21 protein-coding genes are annotated in these 24,938 nt (G+C 73.0%); 11 read left to right on the top strand and 10 right to left on the bottom strand.

Features of this window, described 5'->3' with window-relative positions; genetic code table 11:
- Positions 1-93: 93 nt before the first annotated feature.
- Positions 94-897, bottom strand: a complete 804-nt coding sequence (locus AB0C46_RS25905; protein WP_362830632.1) for a serine protease — start codon at positions 895-897, stop codon at positions 94-96.
- Positions 898-1,162: 265 nt separating this feature from the next.
- Here AB0C46_RS25905 and AB0C46_RS25900 point away from each other — a divergent pair, with 265 nt between their 5' ends.
- The gene (locus AB0C46_RS25900) at positions 1,163-2,062 is read left to right on the top strand and encodes a hypothetical protein (protein ID WP_362830631.1); all 900 of its coding nucleotides are present in this window, start codon (positions 1,163-1,165) and stop codon (positions 2,060-2,062) included.
- A 45-nt stretch (positions 2,063-2,107) separates the two neighbouring features.
- Here AB0C46_RS25900 and AB0C46_RS25895 read toward each other — a convergent pair whose 3' ends face one another.
- Positions 2,108-2,803 carry an alpha/beta hydrolase gene (locus tag AB0C46_RS25895; RefSeq protein ID WP_362830630.1) on the bottom strand — a complete coding sequence of 232 codons (696 nt, stop codon included), beginning with the start codon at positions 2,801-2,803 and terminating at the stop codon, positions 2,108-2,110.
- Between the two features lie 181 nt (positions 2,804-2,984).
- Between AB0C46_RS25895 and AB0C46_RS25890 the strand changes: the two genes are divergently transcribed.
- Positions 2,985-4,031, top strand: a complete 1,047-nt coding sequence (locus AB0C46_RS25890) for a LacI family DNA-binding transcriptional regulator (RefSeq protein WP_362830629.1) — start codon at positions 2,985-2,987, stop codon at positions 4,029-4,031.
- 19 nt (positions 4,032-4,050) lie between these two features.
- Here AB0C46_RS25890 and AB0C46_RS25885 read toward each other — a convergent pair whose 3' ends face one another.
- Positions 4,051-4,173, bottom strand: a complete 123-nt coding sequence (locus tag AB0C46_RS25885; protein WP_362830628.1) for a hypothetical protein — start codon at positions 4,171-4,173, stop codon at positions 4,051-4,053.
- Entirely contained in the window at positions 4,170-4,904 is a 735-nt protein-coding gene (locus AB0C46_RS25880; protein ID WP_362830626.1) for an MBL fold metallo-hydrolase, read from the bottom strand. The genes AB0C46_RS25885 and AB0C46_RS25880 overlap by 4 nt, the downstream gene beginning before the upstream one ends.
- 143 nt (positions 4,905-5,047) lie before the next feature.
- Between AB0C46_RS25880 and AB0C46_RS25875 the strand changes: the two genes are divergently transcribed.
- Both AB0C46_RS25875 and AB0C46_RS25870 read left to right on the top strand, forming a co-directional pair.
- The gene (locus AB0C46_RS25875) at positions 5,048-5,539 is read left to right on the top strand and encodes a hypothetical protein (RefSeq protein WP_362830624.1); all 492 of its coding nucleotides are present in this window, start codon (positions 5,048-5,050) and stop codon (positions 5,537-5,539) included.
- 75 nt (positions 5,540-5,614) lie between these two features.
- The gene (locus tag AB0C46_RS25870; protein ID WP_362830623.1) at positions 5,615-6,091 is read left to right on the top strand and encodes a PPOX class F420-dependent oxidoreductase; all 477 of its coding nucleotides are present in this window, start codon (positions 5,615-5,617) and stop codon (positions 6,089-6,091) included.
- 127 nt (positions 6,092-6,218) lie between these two features.
- On the opposite strand, the gene AB0C46_RS25865 is transcribed toward AB0C46_RS25870, so the two are convergent.
- On the bottom strand, positions 6,219-6,953 hold the full coding sequence (locus tag AB0C46_RS25865) for a winged helix-turn-helix domain-containing protein (protein WP_362830621.1): 735 nt from the start codon (positions 6,951-6,953) through the stop codon (positions 6,219-6,221).
- 67 nt (positions 6,954-7,020) lie between these two features.
- Between AB0C46_RS25865 and AB0C46_RS25860 the strand changes: the two genes are divergently transcribed.
- Positions 7,021-7,593, top strand: a complete 573-nt coding sequence (locus AB0C46_RS25860) for a hypothetical protein (protein ID WP_362830620.1) — start codon at positions 7,021-7,023, stop codon at positions 7,591-7,593.
- A 126-nt stretch (positions 7,594-7,719) separates the two neighbouring features.
- Here the strand turns inward: AB0C46_RS25860 and AB0C46_RS25855 are convergent, their stop codons facing one another.
- From AB0C46_RS25855 to AB0C46_RS25845, 3 genes are all read right to left on the bottom strand, one after another.
- Complete coding sequence (locus AB0C46_RS25855) at positions 7,720-9,180, bottom strand: glutamate synthase subunit beta (protein WP_362830619.1); 1,461 nt, start codon at positions 9,178-9,180, stop codon at positions 7,720-7,722.
- Positions 9,173-13,786, bottom strand: a complete 4,614-nt coding sequence (gltB, locus tag AB0C46_RS25850) for a glutamate synthase large subunit (protein ID WP_362830618.1) — start codon at positions 13,784-13,786, stop codon at positions 9,173-9,175. The genes AB0C46_RS25855 and gltB overlap by 8 nt, the downstream gene beginning before the upstream one ends.
- A gap of 320 nt (positions 13,787-14,106) precedes the next feature.
- Positions 14,107-14,838 (bottom strand): VIT1/CCC1 transporter family protein, encoded by a 732-nt coding sequence (locus AB0C46_RS25845; RefSeq protein WP_362830726.1) that lies wholly within the window; start codon positions 14,836-14,838, stop codon positions 14,107-14,109.
- A 364-nt stretch (positions 14,839-15,202) separates the two neighbouring features.
- Here AB0C46_RS25845 and AB0C46_RS25840 point away from each other — a divergent pair, with 364 nt between their 5' ends.
- Genes AB0C46_RS25840 through AB0C46_RS25815 form a run of 6 tightly spaced genes read left to right on the top strand, consistent with a single transcriptional unit; the run spans position 15,203 to position 22,607 of the window.
- Entirely contained in the window at positions 15,203-16,309 is a 1,107-nt protein-coding gene (locus AB0C46_RS25840; RefSeq protein WP_362830616.1) for an ADP-ribosylglycohydrolase family protein, read from the top strand.
- Positions 16,306-17,580: an ADP-ribosylglycohydrolase family protein gene (locus AB0C46_RS25835; RefSeq protein WP_362830615.1), complete on the top strand. Its 1,275-nt coding sequence runs from the start codon at positions 16,306-16,308 to the stop codon at positions 17,578-17,580. Before AB0C46_RS25840 ends, AB0C46_RS25835 begins: the two co-directional genes overlap by 4 nt.
- Positions 17,577-18,881 (top strand): ADP-ribosylglycohydrolase family protein, encoded by a 1,305-nt coding sequence (locus tag AB0C46_RS25830; protein WP_362830613.1) that lies wholly within the window; start codon positions 17,577-17,579, stop codon positions 18,879-18,881. Before AB0C46_RS25835 ends, AB0C46_RS25830 begins: the two co-directional genes overlap by 4 nt.
- Positions 18,878-20,338, top strand: a complete 1,461-nt coding sequence (locus tag AB0C46_RS25825) for an ADP-ribosylglycohydrolase family protein (protein ID WP_362830612.1) — start codon at positions 18,878-18,880, stop codon at positions 20,336-20,338. The genes AB0C46_RS25830 and AB0C46_RS25825 overlap by 4 nt, the downstream gene beginning before the upstream one ends.
- Positions 20,335-21,591 (top strand): CoA transferase, encoded by a 1,257-nt coding sequence (locus AB0C46_RS25820; protein WP_362830611.1) that lies wholly within the window; start codon positions 20,335-20,337, stop codon positions 21,589-21,591. Before AB0C46_RS25825 ends, AB0C46_RS25820 begins: the two co-directional genes overlap by 4 nt.
- Positions 21,588-22,607, top strand: coding sequence for an aldolase/citrate lyase family protein (locus AB0C46_RS25815; protein ID WP_362830610.1), 1,020 nt, complete (start codon positions 21,588-21,590; stop codon positions 22,605-22,607). The genes AB0C46_RS25820 and AB0C46_RS25815 overlap by 4 nt, the downstream gene beginning before the upstream one ends.
- A gap of 87 nt (positions 22,608-22,694) precedes the next feature.
- Here the strand turns inward: AB0C46_RS25815 and lgt are convergent, their stop codons facing one another.
- Both lgt and AB0C46_RS25805 read right to left on the bottom strand, forming a co-directional pair.
- Entirely contained in the window at positions 22,695-23,783 is a 1,089-nt protein-coding gene (gene lgt, locus AB0C46_RS25810) for a prolipoprotein diacylglyceryl transferase (RefSeq protein ID WP_362830609.1), read from the bottom strand.
- Between the two features lie 130 nt (positions 23,784-23,913).
- Positions 23,914-24,912: a thioredoxin domain-containing protein gene (locus AB0C46_RS25805; RefSeq protein WP_362830608.1), complete on the bottom strand. Its 999-nt coding sequence runs from the start codon at positions 24,910-24,912 to the stop codon at positions 23,914-23,916.
- Between the last annotated feature and the right edge of the window lie 26 nt (positions 24,913-24,938).

Raw genomic sequence — 24,938 nt, 5'->3', positions numbered from 1 at the left:
AGGGACGAAGGGCCGGGAGCGAGGTCCGGGACTTCCGGCCGGCGAAGGGCCCGGGGAGCGGCTCCCCGGGCCCTCGGTGTGCGGGGGGGGCGGTCAGCCCAGTTCGCCCGCGGCCTTCTTGATGTTCGCGGCGAAGGCGCTCACCTCGCTGTAGACACCGGGCTTGCCGGGTCGTGCGCAGCCCTCGCCCCAGGAGACGATGCCGACCTGGAGCCACTGGCCGGCGTCGTCCTTGCGGAACATCGGGCCACCGGAGTCGCCCTGGCAGGTGTCGGTGCCGCCGGTGTCCAGCTTGCCGGCGCAGAGCTCGTCACCGGGGGTCAGCTGGTCGCCGTAGGCCTTCTGGCAGGCGGCGTCGTCGACGAACGGCACGGTCGCCTTGAGGAGGTAGCGCTGCTGTTCGCCGCCTTCCTTGTCGGCACCCCAGCCGGCGATGGTGAAGTCGCCGTTGTTGAGCTTGTCGTCCTCGGCGATCTTCAGTGTGGGCTGGTCTATCGGCTTGGCGAGCTTGATCAGCGCCCAGTCCTTGCCCTTGCCGTTGTAGCCGGGGGCCTGCAGGACCTTGGTGGAGTTGACCTTGACGGCGCCCTCGTCCTCCAGGTCGACGACGCCCGCGGTGGCGGTGATGGAGGTGTTGTCGCCGCTCCCGTCGACGCAGTGCGCCGCGGTGAGCACGATGTCCTTGGCGTAGAGGGCGCCGCCGCAGCCCATCGACAGCCGGACCATGAAGGGGAATTCACCCTGGTCGGCCTTGGTGCCGCCGACGACCTTGGTGTGGGATCCGGACGGTTCCGGTGCGGGCGCGGCGGAGGCCGAGCCGGGCTGGAGGCTGAAAGCGGCCAGGGCAATCGCGCCGACGGCAGTGCTTCTCTTGAGGTGCTTCCGGTAGCTGCGCAACGGGCTTCCTTTCGTGGGGGGTTGCACGTCAATGACGAGCCCATGCCAACACCGGAGCCGGACGTGGCCGTCGCACACCGCACGTGGAGGAGGACAGCACGCCGTAAGGCGTCCGGACCCAGTGGGGGATGAGTCCGTAGAGCGCACTGTGATTATGTGGAGTGGGCGATCAGAGTGACAAGGGTGCGCATCCGGCCAACTCCCGTACGCGCCACGCCCCGTACGGTTCATACCGGACTTTCCCGGCCCCCCGTACAGTGGCCGGGTGACCACGGGCGGCAGAGAGATCGAGCACGGATATCCCCACCTCGATACGGTGCGTTCGGCCGTCCACGCGCTGTTCAAACGCCTGTCGTACGACACGGTGAGCACCTTCGCCACCAGCGTGCTGCCGGTCGATGTGGCCTTCGACGAGACCGAGGATCTGCATCTGGGCGCGCAGCGGGTGGCCCGCGCCATGGTCCGGCAACTGCATCTGCCGGACGCGCGGGTGGTCCTCACCTTCCGCGAGATGGAGCATGCCGCGAATGTCGAACTCACCGCGGGGCCGGAGTACTTCATCGAGCTCAACGAGCGCTTCACCAAGCACCGCACGGACATCGGCGCCGCGCTGGCCCATGAGGTGATGCATGTCTATCTCCACCGCTTGGACCTGTCGTTCCCCGGCACCCGCGACAACGAGATCCTCACCGACACCGCCGCCGCCTATCTCGGCGCGGGCTGGCTGCTGCTGGACGCCTACCGCGAGCACGGCCCGTTCTCGCAGAAGCTGGGCTACCTGACGCCGGAGGAGTTCGGCTACGTCCTCGCCAAGCGGGCCCGGTTCTTCGGTGAGGACCCGGCGCCGTGGTTCACCAGCCCGCAGGCGTACGACGCGTACACGGCGGGCGCGGCACGGGCCCGCCAGGACCTGCGCCGGCCACCGCTCGCCGGCGCGGGGTGGGCCGCCCGGCTGCGCTACGCCAAGGACCGCCGGGCGGCGCAGGAACCGCGGCGCGCGGGCCGGCCGCCCGCCGCCGGTGAGGGCTATGCCTTCGAGGGCCCGTCGCCCCTGCGGGTGTCGTTCCCCTGCCCCGCCTGCCATCAGCGGATCCGGGTCCCGGTCCGCGGCCGGCTCCAGGCGCGCTGCGGACTGTGCAAGACGCTGCTGGACTGCGATACCTGACGGAGACCGAGGTGTTCCCGGGGCTCCCGGGGCTCCCGGGCCGTCCTAGACCCAGCCCTCCAGGCCCGCCATGAAGCCGTCGAAGTCATCGCGGTGGATGGTGTGTCCCGTGCGCGGCACCGTACGCACCTCGAAGCCCCGCTCGGTCAGTTCGGCCGCCGCCTGCTCGGAGAAGAGGAACCCCTCCCCCGCGAACTGCACCAGGGACGGGACGGCCGGCTTCTCGGGCGTGTGGTCCTGCAGATGGACGGCGGACAGTGCGAGGGCGGTCCCGGTGTCCCAGTCCGCGACGGTGGCCAGTTCAAGGTCGACATCGGCGTCGCACCAGCGCGGATTGAAGGTCCGCACCATCGCCCGGTCGGCCCCCTTGAACGCGACGAACAGGGCCGGGTCGACGGGCTGTCCGAGCCGGGCGAGCGACCAGGCCGGATCGCAGTACACCGCCCGCCGCGGCTGCAGCCGCTCCACCGCCAGGGACAGCGCCAGCCCGCCCAGGGAATGCCCGATGACGACCTCGGGGGCGGCGGGCAGGGTCTCCACGAGGTCCTCGGCGAACAGTTCGGCGCCGTACTCGCCGCGCGGGCTGCGGCCGTGGCCGCGCAGATCGACGGCGAGCACCCGATAGCCCCGGCCGGCGAGCGCCGGACCGACCCGGTGCCAGGTGCGGTGATCGGACATCAGGCCGTGGACCAGCACCGCCACGCGTTCACCGGCGCCCCATTCGTGGGTGTGCAGCTGCATGGCCCTGCCTTTCTTCGGTTCGCGCGCCCTTCGGTTCCCGCGTTCTCCGACTCCCGACGGTCCGGTCCCGTTCCCCGGGGCCGGTTCGCATCGGCCCGACGTTACACGTGTCAGTGGAGCCGGGGAGTGCGCTCCGCCCCGACCCGCCGGAAAATTCCGCTGTGCGAGGATGCCCGGCAGGATGACTGACCGAGCCGGCCCGCGGGCCACCCCAACACCCCCGACCAGTACGGCCGTTGCCCGGCTCGCCGGGGTCTCGCGCGCGACGGTCTCCTACGTGCTGAACGGGCAGGCCGCCGGGCGGGTCAGCGAGCGCACCCAGGCCAGGGTCCGGGCCGCCGCAGAGGAACTGGGGTATGTGCCGCACGCCGCCGCCCGCAGTCTGCGGGCCGGCCGGGGCAGCATCGTGCTGCTGGCCGCCCCCGCCGACGCGGCCGAGGCCTTCGGCCCCCTCTTCACCCGCTTCCTGGCCGGTTTCCAGACCGCGCTGCACCGTCTCGGCTACACCGGTGTGCTGCACGGTGCGCCCGCGAGCTCTCCCATGGCGGCCGCCCGCGCCTGGGCCGAGCTGCGGCCCGCCGCCGTACTGAACCTGCACGGGCCGCCGCTGGACGCGCCCGCCGTCGAGCTGCTGCGCCGCGCCGGCACCGCCGCGGTCCTCGTCCTCGGCCGGTCGGCGCCGCCCGGCGCCCACACTCTCCTCCTCGACCAGCGGGAGGCCGGGCTCCGGGCCGGTGCACACCTCCTGGCCCGCGGCCGCCGGCGGATCGGTGTGGTCCGGCCGGCCGAACCGGGGCCGGCGGACTGCGCGGAGCTCCGGCTGGCGGGCGTACGGGCCGCGGCCGCCGCGCACCCCGGCGCGCAGGTGCGCCCGCTCGACCTCGCCCGCACCGAGGAGTCCGCGGCGGGACTGGCCGCCGCCTGGCCGAAGCTGGGCCTGGACGCGGTGTTCGGGTTCAACGACGAGTACGCGATGCTGCTGATGCGCGCCCTCCAGGACGCCGGCCACACCGTCGGCGCCGACGGCCCGGACGGCCTCGCGGTGGTCGGCGCGGACGATCTGCTGCTGGCGCGGCTGCTGCGCCCCCGGCTGACCAGTGTCCGTACCGAGCTCACTCCCCCGGAGCGGATCGCCGGCCTGGTCGCCGACCTCCTCCTCGACCCTGCCGCCACACCCGGAACCCACCGGCTGGGCACCTTCCACGTCATGGCACGCGAGTCGGGCTGACGGCCGGCCGCGGGCGCCGCTACGGCTCCTTGCGCATCAGCGTGCACCTCGTCTCGTGCCGTCGCACCACCCCGTCCGGCCCCTGCTCGTCCCAGGCCTCGGGCTGCCGCCCGTACGCCCGGAGGCCGTCCGGGGCCCTCATTGCCAGTCCTTCTCGGGTGTGGCCGCGGCCAGTACGTCCCGGGCGCCGGTGCGGAGCGGGGCGCCGTGCGGGACGCACACCGTGTCGACGTCGTCGAGGGCGGCGAGCCGCCGGAAGGAGGCGAGGGCCTCCTCCCGGGCGACGTTGAAGGGGCCGAGGACCGCCCGGGTGCCGTCGGGGGTGGCGCCGATGATGTCGCCGGGGAAGAGCAGCCGGCTCGCGGGGAGGTGCAGCGCGATCCCGCCGGGGGTGTGGCCGGGGACGTGCAGCACCCGCACCGGCTCCGGCCAGCCGTCGAGGGTGTCGCCGTCGTACAGTTCGACGTCGACCTCGACGGGGCGCAGCGGCGGGAGCCCGGCGGCCGCGAAATCGGCCATGATCCCTTCGTGCAGCGACTGCTCCGCGGGGCTGAGCACCGGCGCGGGTTCGGGTGCGGTGCCGCGGATGTACGGGGCGTCCAGGGCGCCGGCCAGTACGCGGGCGCCGGTGGCGGCGACCAGGTCGGCGGCGGAGCCCATGTGGTCCACGTGGGAGTGGGTGAGCACGATCTGCCGCAGCTGGTCCGGCCGGCCGCCGAGCCGGGCCAGCGCGCCGAGGACGGCGGGGGCCGAGCCGGGGATGCCGGTGTCGACCACGGCGTATCCGTCGTCGGGGAGGGCGACGAGGTACACATGCCCGACGGGGAAGGCGAGTTGCCAGACGGTGGGGGTGATCTCGGTGAGCGCATCCATGCCCCGGACGCTAACGGGCACCGCCCGGCGATCACCGGCTTTGCGCCGTGGGCGGATTGAGCGCAGAGCGGAAGGCGTCCGGAACCCGGCCGGAACCTGTCTTGCCCTCGGTGCGTCTCATCGCCGAACCAAGGAGGCATGTCATGCGAGGATCCCACCTCTCCCGCACCCGTACGCTCACCACCGTGCTCGCCCTGGCGGTATCCGGCACCGCCGTACTGTCCGGCTGCGGCCAGAAGCAGCAGACCGTGGGCAGCGCCCCGCCGCCGAAGAAGCCGGACGCCTTCGAGCAGCGGGCGGACCAGATCGTGCGGCAGTGGCCGAAGGTCTCCCCGGTCACCGGGCGGAAGCAGGCGCTGCTGCCGCTGGCCGGCGCGGACCGTCCCAAGGACACGGGAGTACGGGAGATCACCGTCACCGTCGGGCACAGCGCCTGCGATGTCCGCTTCGGTGCCCGCAGCCATGAGTCGAAGGACCTGGTGGTGATCACCGGCTGGGGCAAGCGGAAGAGCGCCAAGGGGATGTGCACCGAGCAGCTGGCCACCGACAAGGTGAAGGTGCAGCTCAAGAGCGCGCTGGGCGACCGCAAGGTCGTGGACGCGGCCACCGGCAAGGAGCTCCTCAAGAAGGGCTGACCGCCGGTCCGACGTGGCGGTCGGTTCGGTGCGCGGTCCGGCTTCGAGGGCACTCCACGCCCTAGGCTCGCCCCCATGAGCCCTTCCACCGCCACCAACACCCGTGTCGACCTGCCCGAGCTGCTGGAGTTCGTCCGCCCCCGTCACCGCGCGATCCTGCTCACCCGCCGTTCCGACGGCACCCCGCAGGGCTCGCCGCTGACCTGCGGGGTGGACGACTCCGGGCGGCTGGTGATGGCCACATACCCGGAGCGCGCCAAGGTCCGTAACGCCCGCCGGGTCTCCTCGGTCAGCGTCATCGTGCTGTCCGACGAGTGGAACGGTCCGTGGGTGCAGATCGACGGCGAGGCCGAGGTCATCGACACCCCGGACGCCATCGAGCCGCTCGTCGAGTACTACCGCAACATCGCCGGTGAGCACCCGGACTGGGACCAGTACCGGGAGGCGATGCGCAAGCAGGGCAAGTCGCTGATCCGGGTGACGCCGCTGCGCTGGGGGCCGGTCGCGACCGGCGGTTTCCCGGCCCGGCTCACGGAGGGCGGCGGCGCCTAAGGGGGTGTCTAGGGGTGCCTAGGGGGCGCCTCCCCGAGCACCGTGGGCCTGCGGCGCCCGCCACCGCCCACTCCCCCGTACCGGCCGGGCGGGCGTCAACAGGTGGTTCGGGTACCGCCGTTGACGTTCAGGGGAAGAGCGCCTCGTCGGGCAGTCCGAGCTGCGCCCGGAAGGCCGACCGGCCCGCCGCGGTGAGGGTGAGGATGCGGGTGGCGACGGCCTTGACGACCCAGTCGCGCTCCAGGGCGTGCCGGTAGAGCGCGGCACCGACCGCGCCGGAGAGATGCTGACGGCGCACCGTCCAGTCGAGGCAGGTGCGGACATGGGCCCGGTGGGCGGCCGGCGGAGCGGCGTCGGGGATGCCGAGCGCGGCGAGCCAGTCGGCGCCGGCGGCGGTCAGCACCAGGCCGTAGTCCCGTGCCAGCAGGCCGCGTTCGGTCATCGTCTCGGCGATGGCGACGCCGAGGGCGCCGGCGATGTGGTCGTAGCACGTCCGGGCATGGTGCAGGGCCCGGCGGTGGTTGGCCTCGGCCAGGGAGCGGATCGGGACCTGGCGGTAGGGGGCGAGACCGGCGAGGTTCTCCAGGGTCTCCGCGGTCTCCGGCCCGGCCAGCCGTACGTAACGCCGCCGCCCCTGGCGCTCCTCGGCGAGCAGTCCACCGGAGACCAGGAGGTTGAGGTGCTCGGTGGTGGTGGACGGCGCCACCGCGGCGTACTCGGCCAGTTCGCCCGCGGTCCAGGCGCCGCCGTCGAGCAGGGCCATACAGATCGCGGCACGGGTGCGGTCCGCGAGCAGCGCCGCGAGGGCGGCCAGATCGGGGGTCTCCGCGACGCTTTCCTGATCGGCGTCCCATCGTTTCATGTACACAGAGTAACCTCTGATAACATTTCGGTGAGCACCGAATCATCCGGCTTCTATCCTCGGCACCATGAAAGGCGCGCTGGAGAAAAGCAGTTCGGTCGCCCCGGCGCTGCTGTCCACGGAGAACGACGACGGGACATTTGTGCTGGTCGAGCTGCGCATCCGGTGGGAGCTCGGACCGGTCGTCAGCGTCTGGCTGCCGGCTCGCGGCCGGACCGCGCAGAATCTCGCGGTACGCCCGGACGTGGTCTTCAATCTGCCGCCGGACGGGACGGGGGCCGAGGAGGGGGCGAGCGGTATGCCGTACTCCACGGACGCGCCGTGGACGGAGCCGTCCGAGCTGGTCCGGCCGCCCCGACTGGTGCACTGTCCGGTGCAGTTGGAGGCGCGCCGGGTCGGCGAGCGGACGGTCACCGACGGCGCGTGGACGCAGATCGAGGCGCAGGTGCTGCGGGTGCATGCCGATCCGCGGTGGGTACTGCCGCTGGGCGACCGGCGGATCGACCTGGGGGCGTGGCATCCGCCGGTGCATGACTTCCGGCCGCCGGGCACTCCCCCGCCGCAGGCCGTGCCGGCGTCCGCGCGGGAGATGGCACGGCAGTTGGGGCGGCGCTTCCCCGCCGCACGCGGCGGCTCGTAGGGCGCCGTCCGCGGCGCACCGGGTCCGGCGGCACACACGCCGCGGCGCCTGTCCTCCGGTCGGGGGAGGAGGCAGGCGCCGCGGTTGTTCCGCACGACGTTGTACGGGACATCGGGGGACGGTCGGTCACACGGTCAGTGCCCGGTCCGTCGGCTTGATGGGAGCCGGCAGGGCGCTGACTCCGGTGAGGAAGCGGTCCACGCCCTTGGCCGCGGAACGGCCCTCGGCGATGGCCCACACGATCAGGGACTGGCCGCGGCCGGCGTCACCGGCGACATACACACCGGGGACGTTGGTGGCGAAGTCCGCGTCACGGGCGACATTGCCGCGCTCGTCGAGCTCCAGGCCGAACTGCTCGACCAGGCCGTTCTCCTGGTCGATGCCGGTGAAGCCCATCGCGAGGGTGACCAGCTGGGCCGGGATCTTCCGCTCGGTGCCGGGCTTCGGCGTCGGCCGGCCGTCCTTGAACTCCACCTCGGTCAGGTGCAGCCACTGGACATTGCCGTCCTCGTCGCCCTCGAAGTGGGTGGTGGAGACGGAGTAGACCCGCTCACCGCCCTCCTCGTGCGCGGAGGTGACCTTGTAGAGCATCGGGAAGGTCGGCCAGGGCTGGTTGGCGTTCCGCTCCTCGCCCGGCTGGGGCATGATCTCCAGCTGGGTGACGGAGGCCGCGCCCTGGCGGTGGGCGGTGCCGACGCAGTCCGCGCCGGTGTCGCCGCCGCCGATGACCACGACGTGCTTGCCCTCGGCGCTGATCGGGGCGACGGTCAGGTCGCCCTCCTGCACCTTGTTGGCGAGCGGGAGGTACTCCATCGCGAAGTGGATGCCGTTGAGCTCACGGCCGGGCACCGGCAGATCGCGGGAGGTGGTGGATCCGGCGGCGATGACGACGGCGTCGTAGCGCTTGCGCAGCTTCTTCGCGTCGAGGTCGCGGCCGATCTCCACCTCCGTACGGAACTTGGTGCCCTCCGCGCGCATCTGCTCGATGCGGCGGTTGATGTGGCGCTTCTCCATCTTGAACTCGGGGATGCCGTAGCGGAGGAGACCACCGATACGGTCCGCGCGCTCGTAGACGGCGACGGTGTGGCCGGCCCGGGTCAGCTGCTGGGCGGCGGCGAGTCCGGCCGGGCCGGAGCCGATGACGGCCACGGTCTTGCCGGAGAGGCGCTCGGGGGGCTGCGGGGTGACGTCCCCGTTGTCCCACGCCTTGTCGATGATGGAGACCTCGACGTTCTTGATGGTCACCGGCGGCTGGTTGATGCCCAGCACACAGGCGGCCTCACAGGGCGCGGGGCACAGGCGACCGGTGAACTCCGGGAAGTTGTTGGTCGCGTGCAGCCGCTCGCTGGCCTCGGTCCAGTCCTCGCGGTAGGCGTAGTCGTTCCACTCGGGGATGAGGTTCCCGAGCGGGCAGCCGTTGTGGCAGAACGGGATACCGCAGTCCATACAGCGCGACGCCTGCTTGCTGATGATCGGCAGCAGGGAGCCGGGCTGGTAGACCTCGTTCCAGTCCTTGACGCGCTCCTCGACGGGGCGGGTCTTGGCGATCTCGCGCTCGTGGTTCAGGAAGCCCTTGGGGTCAGCCATTGGTCGCCGCCTCCATCATCTTCTCGTGGGTCTCGGACTCGGAGAGCCCGGCCTGCTCAGCGGCGTCCTTGGCGACGAGCACTGCCTGGTACGTGGGCGGGATGACCTTGCTGAAGCGCGCGGCTGCGGCATCCCAGTCGGCGAGGAGCTTGGCGGCAACGGTGGAGCCGGTCTCCTCCTGGTGGCGGCGCACGACGTCGTGCAGCCACTGCTTGTCGGCGTCGTCCAGCGCGTGGACCGCGTCGACGAGCTCCTTGTTGACGTTGGCCTTGTCGAGGTCGATGACGTAGGCGAAGCCGCCGGACATACCGGCCGCGAAGTTACGGCCCGTCTCGCCCAGCACGACCGCGTTGCCGCCGGTCATGTACTCGCAGCCGTGGTCGCCGACGCCCTCGGAGACGACCGTGGCACCGGAGTTACGGACGCAGAAGCGTTCGCCGACCCGGCCGCGCAGGTACAGCTCGCCGCCGGTGGCGCCGTAGGCAAGGGTGTTGCCGGCGATGGTCGAGTACTCGGCGAGGTGGTCGGCGCCGCGGTCCGGGCGGACGATGACCCGGCCGCCCGACAGGCCCTTGCCGACGTAGTCGTTGGCGTCGCCCTCCAGGCGCAGCGTGATGCCGCGCGGCAGGAACGCGCCGAAGGACTGGCCGGCCGAGCCGGTGAAGGTGATGTCGATGGTGTCGTCGGGCAGGCCCGCGCCACCGAACTTCTTGGTGACCTCGTGGCCGAGCATGGTGCCGACGGTCCGGTTGATGTTCCGGATCGCGATCTGTGCCCGGACCGGCTGGGCGGCCTCGGCGGTGTCCGCGGCCAGCGCGTCGGCGGCGAGCTTGATCAGCTCGTTGTCGAGCGCCTTCTCCAGACCGTGGTCCTGCTCGATGACCTGGTGGCGGACGGCGCCCTCGGCCAGCTCGGGGACGTGCAGCAGCGGGGCCAGGTCCAGGCCCTGCGCCTTCCAGTGCTTCACCGCGCGGGAGGTGTTCAGCAGCTCGGCGTGGCCGATGGCCTCGTCGAGGGTGCGGAAGCCCAGCTCGGCGAGGAGCTCACGGACCTCTTCGGCGATGAACTGGAAGAAGTTGACGACGTACTCGGCCTTGCCGTTGAACCGCTCGCGCAGCGTCGGGTTCTGGGTGGCGATGCCGACCGGGCAGGTGTCCAGGTGGCAGACGCGCATCATGACGCAGCCGGAGACGACCAGCGGTGCGGTCGCGAAGCCGTACTCCTCGGCGCCCAGCAGGGCGGCGATGACGACATCGCGGCCGGTCTTGAGCTGGCCGTCGGTCTGCACCACGATCCGGTCACGCAGGCCGTTGAGCAGCAGCGTCTGCTGGGTCTCGGCCAGGCCCAGCTCCCAGGGACCGCCCGCGTGCTTGAGCGAGGTGAGCGGGGAGGCACCCGTACCGCCGTCGTGACCGGAGATCAGGACCACGTCCGCGTGCGCCTTGGAGACACCCGCGGCGACCGTGCCGACGCCGACCTCGGAGACCAGCTTCACGTGGATGCGGGCCTGCGGGTTGGCGTTCTTGAGGTCGTGGATCAGCTGAGCCAGGTCCTCGATGGAGTAGATGTCGTGGTGCGGCGGCGGGGAGATCAGGCCGACGCCCGGGGTGGAGTGCCGGGTCTTGGCGACCCACGGGTAGACCTTGTGGCCGGGCAGCTGGCCGCCCTCGCCGGGCTTGGCGCCCTGGGCCATCTTGATCTGGATGTCGTCGGAGTTGACGAGGTACTCGGACGTCACACCGAAGCGGCCGGAGGCGACCTGCTTGATGGAAGAGCGGCGCGCCGGGTCGTAGAGACGGTCGGGGTCCTCGCCGCCCTCACCGGTGTTGGACTTGCCGCCCAGCTGGTTCATGGCGATGGCGAGGGTCTCGTGCGCCTCCTGCGAGATGGAGCCGTACGACATGGCGCCGGTGGAGAAGCGCTTGACGATCTCGGACGCCGGCTCGACCTCCTCGATCGGGATCGAGGGGCGGTCGGCGGCGAAGGAGAACAGACCGCGCAGCGTCATCAGCCGCTCGGACTGCTCGTTCACCCGCTCGGTGTACTGCTTGAAGATGTCGTAGCGGCGCGAGCGGGTGGAGTGCTGGAGCCGGAAGACGGTGTCCGGGTCAAAGAGGTGCGGCTCGCCCTCGCGGCGCCACTGGTACTCGCCGCCGATGTCCAGCGCGCGGTGCGTGGCGGCGATGCCGGAGGCCGGGTAGGCCTTGGCGTGCCGGGCCGCGACCTCCTTGGCGATGATGTCCAGGCCGGCGCCGCCGATCTTGGTGGCGGTGCCGTGGAAGTACTTCTCGACGAACTCCTCGTCCAGGCCGACGGCCTCGAAGACCTGCGCGCCGCGGTAGGAGGCGACGGTCGAGATGCCCATCTTGGACATGACCTTCAGGACGCCCTTGCCGAGCGCCTTGATGAGGTTCTTGATGGCGGCCTCGGCCTCGATGCCGGGCAGGAAGGTGCCGGCGCGGACGAGGTCCTCGACCGACTCCATGGCCAGGTACGGGTTGACGGCCGCGGCGCCGAAGCCGATGAGCAGCGCGACATGGTGCACCTCGCGCACATCGCCGGCCTCGACGAGCAGACCGACCTGGGTGCGCTCCTTGGTGCCGATGAGGTGGTGGTGGACCGCGGCGGTGAGCAGCAGCGACGGGATCGGCGCGTGCTCGGCGTCCGAGTGCCGGTCGGACAGCACGATCAGCCGGGCGCCGTCGTCGATGGCGGCGTCCGCCTCGGCGCAGATCTCCTCGATCCGGGCGGCCAGCGACTCGCCGCCGCCGGAGACCCGGTAGAGGCCGGAGAGGGTCACGGCCTTCATGCCGGGCATGTCGCCGTCGGCGTTGATGTGCACGAGCTTGGCCAGCTCGTCGTTGTCGATGACCGGGAAGGGCAGGGTCACGCTGCGGCAGGAGGACGGGGTCGGCTCCAGGAGGTTGCCCTGGGGGCCGAGGGAGGAGATCAGCGAGGTGACGAGCTCCTCGCGGATGGCGTCCAGCGGCGGGTTGGTGACCTGCGCGAAGAGCTGGGTGAAGTAGTCGAAGAGCAGCCGGGGGCGCTCGGAGAGCGCGGCGATCGGCGAGTCGGTGCCCATCGAGCCGATGGGCTCGGCGCCGGCCTTGGCCATCGGGGCGAGGATGACGCGCAGCTCTTCCTCGGTGTAGCCGAAGGTCTGCTGGCGGCGGGTGACCGAGGCGTGGGTGTGCACGATGTGCTCACGCTCGGGCAGGTCCGCGAGCTCGATCAGACCGGAGTCCAGCCACTCCTGGTAGGGCTGCTCGGCGGCGAGCTGTGCCTTGATCTCGTCGTCCTCGATGATGCGGCCCTCGGCGGTGTCCACGAGGAACATCCGGCCGGGCTGCAGACGGCCCTTGCGGACGACCTTGGCGGGGTCGATGTCCAGGACGCCGACCTCGGAGGAGAGCACGACCAGGCCGTCGTCGGTGACCCAGTAGCGGCCGGGGCGCAGACCGTTGCGGTCGAGGACCGCGCCGACCTGGACGCCGTCGGTGAAGGTGACACAGGCCGGGCCGTCCCAGGGCTCCATCATCGTGGAGTGGTACTGGTAGAAGGCGCGCCGGGCCGGGTCCATGGAGGGGGAGTTCTCCCACGCCTCGGGGACCATCATCAGCACGGAGTGCGGCAGCGAGCGGCCGCCGAGGTGGAGCAGCTCCAGGACCTCGTCGAAGGAGGCGGAGTCGGAGGCGTCCGGGGTGCAGACCGGGAACAGCCGCTCCAGATTCTCGGCGTTCTCCTTGCCGAAGAGCTTGGTGGCCAGCTGCGACTCGCGGGCGCGCATCCAGTTGCGGTTGCCCTTGACCGTGTTGATCTCGCCGTTGTGCGCGACGAAGCGGTACGGGTGGGCCAGCGGCCAGCTCGGGAAGGTGTTGGTGGAGAACCGCGAGTGGACCAGCGCGACGGCGGTGGCGAAGCGGCGGTCGGACAGGTCCGGGAAGAACGGCTCCAGCTGCCCGGTGGTCAGCATGCCCTTGTACACCATCGTGCGGGCGGACAGCGAGGGGAAGTAGACCCCGGCCTCCCGCTCGGCGCGCTTGCGCAGCGCGAAGGCCTTGCGGTCGAGCGCGAGGCCGGTGTTCACGCCGTCGCTCACGAAGATCTGGGAGAAGGCCGGCATGGTGGCGCGGGCGCCGTTGCCGAGCAGCTGCGGGGCGACCGGGACGACCCGCCAGCCGATGACGTCCAGGCCCTCTTCAGCGGCGATCGTCTCGATGCGCGAGACGGCGTCGGCCGCTTCCTGGGCCTCGGACGGGAGGAAGGCGATGCCGACGGCGTAGGCGCCGGCCTCGGGGAGCTCGAAAGTGACGTTTTCGCGAAGGAACGCGTCCGGCACCTGGAGCAGGATGCCGGCGCCGTCGCCCGAGTCGGGCTCGGAGCCGGTGGCACCGCGGTGCTCCAGATTCGTCAGGACGGTGAGCGCCTGCTCGACCAGTGCGTGGCTGGCCTCGCCGGTGAGGGTGGCCACAAAGCCGACGCCACAGGCGTCGTGCTCATTGCGGGGGTCGTACATCCCCTGCTGGGCGGGGCGGCCGTCCATGGGCGACCAGGCGGCGGCGTCGCTGCTGCTGGTGGTCGCGGAGTGCGTGGACGCAAAACGCATCGGCTCTCCCAACGTCGTAGTGGCAATCGGGGTACCTCCCAGGCCCTTTAGGCCTGGGGGAATTGCCGAGGGACGACGTTGGCCCTCCGCGAAATTTCGTGCAGGTTACAGGATGGCTCCCTTCTCAAAAAGCGAAAAGGGGCTTCCAGCATGCGGACACCGCAACTGCGGTGAGTCAGTACGCGGACGGAAACGGGGCCGTCCCACAAGGCGGCGTTCGGCGAGCGACATTGCCCGCGACGCCTGGGCCTTATGCCCGGCCGTCAACAAAACGAAACCGCTGGGTAACGCTGAAATTATGCAGTCACCCGTATGACACATCAGCCTACGACGATTCCGAACAGTGCTCCCAGGACGTACGTCACACCCGCGGCGGCGCCACCGAGGGCGAGTTGGCGCAGCCCGCTGAACCACCAGGAGCGCGCCGTCACCCGCGCCACCACCGCCCCGCAGGCAAACAGCCCGACCAGCGCGAGCAGCACCGCGGGCCAGATCGCGGACGCCCCCAGCAGATAAGGAAGGACAGGCATCAGCGCGCCCAGCGCAAACGATCCGAAGGAGGAGATCGCGGCGACGGCGGGCGAAGGAAGGTCGGACGGGTCGATGCCCAATTCCTCGCGGGCATGGATCTCCAGGGCCTGCTCCGGATCCCGGGACAGCTGTTCCGCGACCTGCCGGGCGAGCACCGGCTCGACCCCGCGCGACGCGTAGAGGGCCGCGAGCTCCTCCAGCTCGTCCTTCGGGTGCTTGCGCAGTTCGGACCGCTCGACATCCAGCTCGGCCTGCACCAGCTCACGCTGCGAGGCGACCGAGGTGTACTCCCCCGCCGCCATCGAGAAGGCGCCGGCGGCCAGGCCCGCGAGGCCGGTGATGATGATCGCCTGCTGTGGCAGCGCACCGCCGGCGGCACCCGTCATCAGGGCGACGTTCGAGACCAGCCCATCCATCGCGCCGAAGACGGCGGGGCGCAGCCAGCCACCGTTCACATCGCGGTGGGTGTGGTTGTCGCGGTGGGCCACATGCGTCGGCGCCGCGGCATCCATGATCTCCATGACGGACATATCGGTACCTACTCCCTGCAAGCGAGGTGTGGGCCGATGGCGGCACTTCCCCCTCCAACGCTTCGAAGTTATGCGGGGAGCACCCTCCGCCGCTAGCAAGGAAGGCCGAACTTACCGCGCTGACCTGCGGTTTTTCCGCGATGCCGGCGATGAGATCCGGGTCACACACCGTTGCGGGTGCGGCCGGCCGCACCGCTCCGGGGCCGTCCGAGGGAGTCGACCGGGTGACCCTGCCGCCCGGGACAGGAGAGCCGGGCCGTCGCGTGGCACGGATACAGCGCAGCGGTCCGAAGCCGGGCGGCGCCCCGCAGTCCCCGGGCGGCGGTCCGGCCCGTACGACAGAACGGCACGCACCATGAGCGCAGCGCACCCTCCGCCCGCGGATCCGGCCGGGCCCGGCGCGGGCGACGCCCTCCGCGACCGGGCCCGCGGCGCGCTGCTCGGGCTCGCCGTCGGTGATGCGCTCGGTGCCCCCGCGGAGAACATGAAGCCCTCGCAGATCCGCCGCCGCTGGGGCCGGATCGAGGGCTATGTCGAGGACGACCCGGCCGGCACCGACGACACCGAGTACGCCATCTTCTCGGGGCTGCTGCTCGCCGCACACGGCTCGGCGCTGACCGTCGCCCATGTCGAGGCCGCCTGGCACCAGTGGATCGCCGACCGCGACGAGGGGCCGTTCCGCGGTGCGGGCTTCAGCGAGCGCGGCACCCTGGAGAACCTGCGCCGGGGCCTGGCCGCGCCCATCTCCGCCCAGCACCGGCACGCCTGGAGCGACGGGCTGGCGATGCGCGCCGCGCCGTTCGGGGTGTTCGCCGCCGGACGGCCCGCCGAGGCCGCCCGGCTGGTCGCCATCGACGGCACGGTCAGCCACGACGGCGAGGGGATCTACGGCGGCCGGGCAGTGGCCGCCGGTGTCGCCACCGCCATGGTCGCCTCCTCCACCGACGCGGTGATCGCCGCCGCGCTGTCCGTCGTACCGGAGGACTCCTGGACCGCCCGCTCGCTGCGCCGGGCGGTCGGCGCCGCCCAGCGCTCCCGCCACGACCCGGGCATCACCCGGCTCGGCACCGAGCGCGCGGTGCGCTCCGCCGTCGTGGTCGGCGGCTACCCCTGGACGGACCTGGCGCCGGAGGCGGTCGGCCTGGCCTTCGGCGCGTTCGAGGCGGCCCGCGGCGACTTCTCCGCCTCGGTGCTGACCGCGGTCAACATGGGGCGCGACGCCGACACCACAGCCGCCGTCGCCGGGGCACTGGCCGGTGCGCTGTGCGGCGCCGCCGCGATCCCCGAGGCCTGGACCGCCGCCATCGGCCCGGCGCGCGGCAGCTGTCTGCCGTCGATGGCGGGCTATCACGTGCTGGACATCGCCGAGCTGCTGACCTCGCCGGGGGCGGATCCGCGGGCGGGTGCCGCGGCGGGGCCCGGCGCCGGGGCGGGCGTCAAGGCCGTGGTGGGCGCCCGATGAACGGCCGGGAAGCAGTGGGGATCGCCGCCGGCGCCCGCAGCCGTATCGAGGGGCTGCTGCTCGGGGTGGCCGCGGGGGACGCCGCTGGGTGGCCGGCGGCCCGGCACCGGGCGGCGCGGATGCCGGAGTGGACCCGGCGGCTGACCCGTGAGCTGGACACCTTCGCCGAGCAGAACGCGACCACCACGCTGCCCGTGCCGATCGCCCTCAACCAGCCGCCCGAACCCCTGCGGCTGGGGCCCTCCGACGACGCCGAATGGGCGGCCTTCACCGCCGAATCGGTGCTCACCGCGGCCGGCGCCCCGCTCAGCGACCTGGGCCTGGACCGCCGGATGCGGGCCGCCATCGATCTCGCCTGGAACGCGCTGGCCAACGAGGTCGCCGCGGCCGCCGACCGGGCGCCCGAGGTCGAGTCCGCCGTACTGCCGCTGCGCGCCCGGATCTCCGTACGTGCCGGGCTCGGCAACCTCGCCGCCGGGCTGCGGCCGCCCGCCACCGGCCACGACAACCCGCACTACTTCGACGACGCGGCCTGCGTACGCGCCGCCGTCCTGGCCGTGGTGCACCCGGGCGAGCCGTCCGCCGCGGCCGCGCTGGCCGAGTACGACGCGCGCTACACCCAGGACGGCGACGGGGTGCACGGTGCGCGGGCGATGGCCGCCGCGGTCGCCGCCGCGCTCGGCGGCACGCCGGCCGACGGCTGTGTGGAGGCGGCGCTGGACCAGCTCCCCGAGGGCACCGAGATCCGCCGCAACGCCCTGCACGCGGTCCGTCTCGCCCGGTCCTTCGCCACGGCCGGTCCCGGCCGGTCCGGCCGCCCCGGCACCGCCTTCGCCCTGGTGCCCGTGCTGGAGCACGAGATCGTCGACCACGTCTACAGCTACGGCATCGCCGCGGCCGAGACCGTCCCGGTGGCGCTGGCACTGGCCCTCGCGACGGACGGGCTGGTCGGCGAGGCGGTACCGGCCGCCGCCTGTCTCTCCCGGGTCGCCGACTCCGCACCGGCCCTCGCCGGGGCGCTGACCGGTGCGCTCGGCGGCGCGCACGCCCTGCCCCGCACCTGGCGAGACGCCTGCCGGGTGCTGTCCGGCTGTGCGCTGCCACGGCTGGCCGGCACGGATCTGGTCGAGCTGGCCGGGCTGCTCGCCCGTACGGAGCTGACCGCGCCCGAAGCCGCCGCGGCTCCCCCGCCAGCCCGTCCGGAAGCCGTCCCGGGCGCCCTTCTGGCTCCCGCCCCCTCCCCCACCGTGGAAGGACTCACCCGCACATGACCTACGCAAGCGAGCAGACACCGGCCGCGGCGCACGTCCCCGACGCGCCGGCCACCCGGATCCTGCCGGTCACCCCCGTCACCGCGGTCGCGCACCCGTCACCCGTGAATCCGGTGCCCCCCGTCGCCCCCGTCCCGCCGTCCCTGGAGGACCGGGCCACCGGCGCGCTGGTCGGCGCCGCCGTCGGTGATGCGCTCGGCGGGCCGGTGGAGGGCCGGACACCGGAGGAGATCGTGAAGCGGCACGGCGGCCGGGTCGCGGGCATCGTCGGCCCGTTCCACGACGACTGGCGCACCGCCCGCCCGCTCGCGCCGTACCACAAGGGCGACGGCCATGTCACCGACGACACCCTGATGACCCATGCGCTGGTGCGGGTCTACGAGGCGGTACGCGACCACCTCGACGCCTATGACATCGCCGACCACCTGGTACCGGATCTGATCGGTACCCCGCGCTGGATCCCGGAGCTGGAGGCCGAGGCGCTGCCGGTGCAGCGGATCTTCCTCGCCGAGAAGTGGATCGTGGCGCGGCTGCACTACGGGCACGCGGACCCGCGCGAGGCCGGAGTCGGCAACATCGTCAACTGTGGTGCGGCGATGTACATGGCGCCGGCCGGCATCGTCAACGCCGGCAATCCGGACCGGGCCTACGCCGAGGCGCTGGACATCGCCGGTGCCCATCAGTCCTCGTACGGGCGGGAGGCGGCGGGGGTGTTCGCCGCGGCCGTGGCCGCCGCGTTCGTCCCGGACGCCACCCCGTCCTCGGTCGTCGTCCAGGCACTGCGGCTCGCCAAGGACGGCACCCGGGCCGCGATCGAGGCGGTCTGTGAGGCCGCTTCCTCGGTCACCGATCCCGAATCGGCGCTGGTGCCGCTGCGCGCGGCCGTCGCCCCCTTCGACACGGTGGGTCCGGACTACCGCAACCCGTCGCTCGGCGCCCGGCGCCCCTCCCGGCTGCACGCCATCGAGGAACTCCCCATCGCCCTCGGCATGTTGCTGATCGGTGGCGGCGACTTCCGGTCCACGGTCCTCAGCTCGGTCAACTACGGCCGCGACTGCGACTCGATCGCCACGATGAGCGGTGCGCTGGTCGGCGCCCTGCGCGGCGCGGAGGCGGTGCCGGCCGAGTGGAGCACGGAGGTCGCCCGCGCCAGCCGCCTCGATCTGCAGGCGCCCGGGGCCGCGCTGGCCGCCGTCGCGCGCGAGATCTTCACCCGCGACCGGGCCCGCGCCCGCACCCATGAGCAGGCCTTCACCGCGATCTCGGCGATCCCGGCGATGGCGGAGGCGGTCGGACCGTGACGGCCACGGCCACGGCGCCCGCCCGGCCCGCTCCCCCGGCACCGCTCCGGGTGACCTGGGTCCAGCCCGAGGATCTGCTCGGGCATGAGCTGCGGCAGGCGGCGGAGGACGGCCGGGACGCCGCCGGCATCGCGCGGCGGTGGCAAGCGGCGGGCGGTACGGCGGCGCCGGGCCGGGCGGGCGCCTCCCCCGGCCCGGCCGGTCCGGCCCTGCGGGCGCTCGCCGGGACGCTGCTCGATGAACTCGCCCTGCTGCCCTGCCCGTCGGAGGCCGACGAACCCACCGGGCTGACGGCGATTCAGCAGGAGTGGGAGCCATGGCCCGTGGACGGCGGGCCGCGGCCGGACGGCGGGGTGCCGGCCGCCCGTCTGGAGGCCGCCTGGCTCGGGCGGGCGGCCGGCTGTCTGCTCGGCAAGCCGGTCGAGAAACTGCCGCTCAGCGGGGTCAGAGCGCTCGCCCGCTCGACCGGGAACTGGCCGCTGGCCGGATACTTCACCGAGGCCGGACTCGACCCGGCGGTGGCCGCACGCCACCCGTGGAACCGCCGCAGCCGCGCCACCTCGCTCGCCGAGAACATCGACGGTATGCCCGAGGACGACGACCTCGACCACCCGCTGCTCGGCCTGCTCCTCCTCGAACGCCACGGACCCGGCTTCGCCACGGCCGATGTGGCGCGGCTGTGGCTGGACGAGCTGCCGGCCGGCCGGACCTTCACCGCCGAGCGCCTGGCGTACCGCAACCTCCTGGACGGCATCGAGCCGCCGCACACCGCGCGGCACCGCAACCCCTTCCGGGAGTGGATCGGCGCGCAGATCCGCGCCGACATCCACGGCTGGACCCACCCCGGCGACCCGGCCGCCGCCGCGGCCCAGGTCTGGCGGGACGCCACGCTCAGCCATACCGCGAACGGGGTGTACGGCGCGATGTTCGTGGCGGCCGCGCTCGCCGCGGCGGCCGGCGGCAGCACCGATGTGCACGGCGCGCTGCGGGCCGGGCTGGCCGTGATCCCCGCGCGGTCCCGGTTCGCGCGGGCCGTCCGCCGCGGTATCGCGATGGCGCACGACGAGCCCACCGGCACCCCGGCTGCCTTCGCCACCGTCGTCGACCGGCTGCATACCGCGTACGGGCACCACCACTGGGTGCACGCCGTCCCGAACGCGGCGCTGCTGGCCGCCGCGCTCACCCACGCCGACGGTGACTTCACCGGCTCCATCTGCCGTGCGGTGTCGGGTGGTTGGGACACCGACTCGAACGGCGCCACCGCCGGTTCACTGGCCGGACTGCTCGCCGGCTCGCCCGCCGCGCTGCCCGCCCGCTGGACGGCACCGCTGCGCAACCGGCTGGCCACCGGCGTCCGCGGGCTGGACGGCATCGGCTTCGACGCCCTCGCGGCACGCACCGCCGCGCTGGTCGTGCCCGGTACCCCCGCCGACCGAACGAAGGCTCCCGCACCATGACCGATCCGTCCCTGTCCGGGGTGCCCCGGCCCGCCGCCGGTGACCACACCGCCCCCGAGTCCCCCGCCCCCGGTCCGCTCGCCGGGCTGCGGGTGCTCGATCTCGCCACCCTGTTCGCCGGTCCGCTCGCCGCCACCCTGCTGGGGGACTTCGGCGCCGAGGTGATCAAGGTCGAGCATCCGCACCGGCCCGACCCGTCGCGCGGCCACGGGCCCGCCAAGGACGGCGTCGGACTGTGGTGGAAGCTGCTGGGCCGCAACAAGAGGACCATGACGCTGGATCTGTCCCACCCGGGCGGCCGGGACGTGCTGCTGCGGCTCGCCGCCGGAGCGGACGTCATCGTGGAGAACTTCCGGCCCGGGACCCTGGAGAGATGGGGCCTGGGCTGGGACGAGCTGTCCGCCGTCAACCCGCGCCTGGTGCTGGCGCGGGTCACCGGCTTCGGGCAGTTCGGCCCGTACGCCCGGCGCCCCGGGTTCGGCACCCTCGCCGAGGCGATGAGCGGCTTCGCCGCGATCACCGGTGAGCCGGACGGGCCGCCGACCCTCCCGCCGTTCGGTCTCGCCGACGCGATCGCCGCGCTGACCACGTCGTACGCCGTGCTGGCCGCGCTGCGCGGACGGGAGGCCACCGGCCGCGGCCAGGTCATCGACCTGGCACTGATCGAACCGATCCTGACGGCCCTCGGTCCGCAGCCGCTCTGGTACGACCAGCTCGGCCATGTCCAGCCGCGGACCGGCAACCGCTCCCCGAGCGTCGCCCCGCGCAACACCTACCGCACCGCCGACGGCTCCTGGGTGGCCGTCTCCACCTCGACCGAGTCGATCGCCGGGCGGGTGATGCGGCTGGTCGGCCGGCCCGAGGTGATCGACGAGCCCTGGTTCGCGACCGGCGCGGGGCGGGCCCGGCACGCCGATGAGCTGGATGCCGCGGTCGGCGACTGGATCGCCCGGCACGACCGGGCCGAGGTGCTGGCCGCCTTCGAGAAGGCCGAGGCGGCCGTGGCACCCCTCTACGACATCCGTGAGGTGATGACGGACCCGCAGTACGCGGCACTGGGAACGATCACCGAGGTCCCGGACGCCGAGCTCGGCACGGTCCGGATGCAGAACGTCCTCTTCCGGCTCTCCGAGACACCGGGCGGCATCCGGTGGGCGGGCCGCCCGCACGGCGCGGACACGGACGAGGTGCTGGCCGGGCTCGGACTGTCCGGCGCGGAGATCGACGGGCTGCGCGCGGCGGGCGCGCTGTGAGTCCGGCCCCGCCCACACTCCGGCAGGCCCCCGCTCCCACCCCGCTGACCTGGCTCTATGTGCCCGGGGACCGCCCGGAGACGGTCGCCAAGGCGCTCGGCTGCGGGGCCGATGTGGTCGTGGTCGATCTGGAGGACGCGGTCGCCCCGGACCGCAAGGACCATGCGCTGCGGGCCACCGCCGAGCTGCTGAGCGCCCCGGTGCCGGTTCCGGTCCATGTCCGGGTCAACGCGCTGGACGGCCCGCTCGCCGAGCACGAGATCCGCACCCTCGCCGCGCTGCCGGGCCTGGCCGGTCTCCGGCTGCCCAAGGTGCAGAGCCCGGCCGATGTCCACCGCGCCGCCGGCTGGGCGACGACGGCCGCGGAGCCGGTACCCGAGAACGTGCCGTACGCCGCGGAGGGCCCCGTACCACCGGCCGGGCGCGCCCGCGCGGGGCATCTCGCCCCGGCGGCCGGTACACCCCCCGGCACCACCGCCACCCTCGCCCCCGCGGCCCCGCCCGCCGCGAGCGCCCTGCCCGCCACCCCGGCCCTGCACGCGCTGCTCGAATCCGCGCTGGGCATCGAGCACGCCTTCGCCATCGCCACCGCGCATCCGGCGCTGTGCGGGATCGCGCTCGGCGAGGCCGATCTGTGCGGGGAGCTGGGGGTGCGGGACGACACGGGGCTGGCCTGGCCGCGCAGCCGGGCCGTGGTCGCCGCCCGCGCGGCCGGTCTGGCCCCGCCGCCGCAGTCGGTCCACCCGGATGTGCACGATCTCGACGGGCTGGCCCGGTCCTGCGCCCGGGGCCGGGCGCTGGGGTTCCTGGGCCGGGCGGCGATCCACCCCCGCCAGCTCCCGGTCATCGAAGCGGCGTATCTCCCCTCGGCACAGGAGATCGCGGCGGCACAGGAGATCGTGCGGGCCGCCGCCGCGGAGGGCGGGGCGCTGGCGCTGCCGGACGGCCGGTTCGTGGATGCGGCGGTGGTCGCGGGCGCCCGGCGGGTGCTGGATCTGGCCGGGCGCCGGCGCTGACCGCCCGGCCGCCGCGTCCGGACAGCACAGCGCCGGGCGGACCCGGTGTCCCGGATCCGCCCGGCGCGTTCGGCAGCCGGTGGCCGCCTAAGACTTCTTGGTGCTGCCGCTGCCGGCGGGCTTGGCCTCCGCGGCGGGTTCGTCCACCGCGTCCTCGGACTTCGTGTCGCCGGGCTCGTCCTGCGCGGACTCCTCGGCCTCATCGGCCTTGTCGGCCTTGTCGGCGCCGGACTCCGCCGTGCCGTCGTCGGCCGCCGGCTTCGCCGCGGGCTTCTCGACCGAGACCTTGCCCTCCTCGGCGCCGTCACCGCCCGTGCCGCTCTCGGCGGTTTCGCCGTCCGCGCCCTCCGCGGGCTGCGCCCCCGGTTCGACGACGGCTTCCCGGCCGGGTGCCTTCTTGGCGGAGACCACGAAGTAGGCGACGGCCAGGACGAGGACGATCAGCGCGACCCAGACGTTCAGCCGCAGGCCCAGGATGTGGTGCGCCTCGTCGACCCGCATGTACTCGATCCAGGCGCGGCCCGCGCAGTACGCGGCGACATACAGGGCGAAGGCCCGCCCGTGGCCGAGCCGGAAGCGCTTGTCGGCCCAGATCACCAGCGCCGCGACGCCGATGCACCACAGGCACTCGTAGAGGAAGGTCGGGTGGTAGGTGCCGCCGACGCGTCCGATGGCGGGGTCGGAGCTGATCTCCAGCGCCCACGGCACGTCGGTCCGCTTGCCGTACAGCTCCTGGTTGAACCAGTTGCCCCAGCGGCCGATCGCCTGCCCGAGGGCGAGACCTGGCGCCAGCGCGTCGGCGTACGCGGGGAGCGGGATGCCGCGCCGGCGGCAGCCGATCCAGGCGCCGACCGCGCCGAGCGCCACCGCGCCCCAGATACCGAGGCCGCCCTCCCACACCTTGAAGGCGTCGAGCGGATGGCCGTTGGGGCCGAAGTACGGCTCGTACGTCGTGACGACGTGGTAGAGGCGGCCGCCGACCAGCCCGAAGGGCACGGCCCATACGGCGATGTCCGCGACGGTTCCGGAGCGGCCACCGCGCTGCACCCAGCGCTTGTTGCCGAGCCAGACGCCGACGAAGACTCCGATGATGATGCAGAACGCGTAGCCGCGCAGCGGGATCGGGCCGAGATGTACGACGCCGACCGACGGGCTGGGAATGAATGCGAGGTCCATGGCAGGGACGACGCTACCGCGCCGGGCGGGGTCGGCGACAACCCGGCCCGGCTACGGCTGCGTAACGACCCCGTCCTCGCGCCGTGACGCTGTGTGTCCGCAGCAGCCACGGCCCCCGTGGGCCCGCCGTCTAGGGCGAGGGCGCGGCGTTCCTGCCGGTCACCTCTCCCTGCGGTGCGGCGTTCTTGCCCGTCAGGTCTCCCTGCGGTGCGGCGTTCTTGCCCGTCAGGTCTCCCTGCGGTGCGGCGTTCTTGCCCGTCAGGTCTCCCTGCGGTGCGGCGCTCCTTCCGGGGTGCCTGCCCTGGGGCGAGGCGCCCGTGTGTGGTGCGGCGCTCTTCTTGCCCGGCTGCTTGGCCTTGTGGGCGTCCAGCACCATCCTCTTGAGGTCCGCGGGGCTGAACTGGCCGCCCTTCTCCTTCGAGAGGTCCTTGCCGTTGAGCAGGACGGTCGGGGTGCCGCGGTATCCGGAGGTGGCGAAGGAGTCGTTGGACTTCTGCACGAAGCGGTCGTACGTGCCGTCGTTGACGCACTTGGTGAAGGCGGGGGTCACCAACCCCTTGACCTTGCCGGCCAGTTGGAGGAGGTACTGCTTGTCGGCGAACTTGTCCTGCGGCTCGGGCGGCTGGTGGGAGTAGAGGACGTCGTGGTACGCGCGGAACTTCCCGGCATCCTGCGCGCACAGGGCGGCATTGGCGGCGTTGCGGGATCCCTGGCCGCCGGCGTTGCCGTCGATGATGGTCACGAGGTGGTACTCGCTCTTGAGCTTGCCGGAGTCCTCCAGCTCATGGATGACCGGGCGGAAGCCGGTCTCGAACTGCCGGCAGGCGGGGCAGCGGAAGTCCTCCCACACCGTGAGTGTGGACGGGGCGCCGGGCGTGCCCACCGGGACGGCGGGTCTGCCGCCGCCGCGGGCCTGCTTCGGTACGGCGACCTCGTTGTCGTTGGCGGCGGGTTCCCCGGAGTTCGACGATGCCCAGACGGCGATGCCGCCGGCGACCGCCAGCACCACCACCACCGCCCCCGCGACGATCGCCTGGCGGCCGCGCCGGGCGCGCGCCTTCTCCTTCTCCCGCTGTTCCTGCAGTCGCTCGCGGGCGCTTTTCTTACCCTCATGGTTCTTCTGGCTCACGCCCCTGGACAACGAGGCGGAGGGGT

Source organism: Streptomyces sp. NPDC048637 (assembly GCF_040650675.1).
Classification (GTDB): domain Bacteria; phylum Actinomycetota; class Actinomycetes; order Streptomycetales; family Streptomycetaceae; genus Streptomyces.
The sequence above is the reverse complement of the archived record's forward strand: the minus strand, read 5'-3'. Positions and strand labels throughout refer to the sequence as shown.